Origin of the sequence: Bartonella vinsonii subsp. berkhoffii ATCC 51672 (assembly GCF_902825225.1) — a bacterium.
GTDB lineage: Bacteria > Pseudomonadota > Alphaproteobacteria > Rhizobiales > Rhizobiaceae > Bartonella > Bartonella berkhoffii.
Window position 1 is genome coordinate 1 of record NZ_CADEAK010000138.1, and the last position, 467, is coordinate 467.

Here is a 467-nt window from a genome sequence, read left to right on the forward strand (position 1 = left end):
TTAACATTAACTGTATCTTTTGTAAGACAATCTTTATAAGATATGAGTGCCCCGATTAACAGAATACCCGCTAATTCTAACTTTATTTTTTAAATTAAAATACAAAAAACACCTTTCAAAGCATAATCTAAATAAAGCTCTCCGTTAAAACAATAAATTTAAAGATAAAAATCTCTGATTCGCTGAATAACCATATCTTGATCAGTTTGCGTCAAATAAGGATGCATCGGTAAACTTAAAACACAATTTCCTAGAGATTCAGAAACAGAAAGAGAATCTTTTACATAAGGAAAGTGTTTATAAGCTAACTGTTGATGTAATGGAGTTTTATAATAAACCATTGTAGGGATAGAATTTTTCTGTAAATAATCCTTTAATTTGTCGCGATTTTCTACCTTAATAGTATATTGCGCATAAGCACAACGCTCTCCCTCTCTCACTTCTGGAACTGTGACAATATCTCTTAA

The 467-nt window shown here is 30.2% G+C and carries 1 protein-coding gene; it reads right to left on the reverse strand.

The window, feature by feature from the left end; translation table 11 throughout:
• Positions 1–158: 158 nt before the first annotated feature.
• On the reverse strand, positions 159–467 hold a 309-nt coding region (locus J7R10_RS08630; RefSeq protein WP_208436470.1), incomplete at its 5' end, for a DegT/DnrJ/EryC1/StrS family aminotransferase.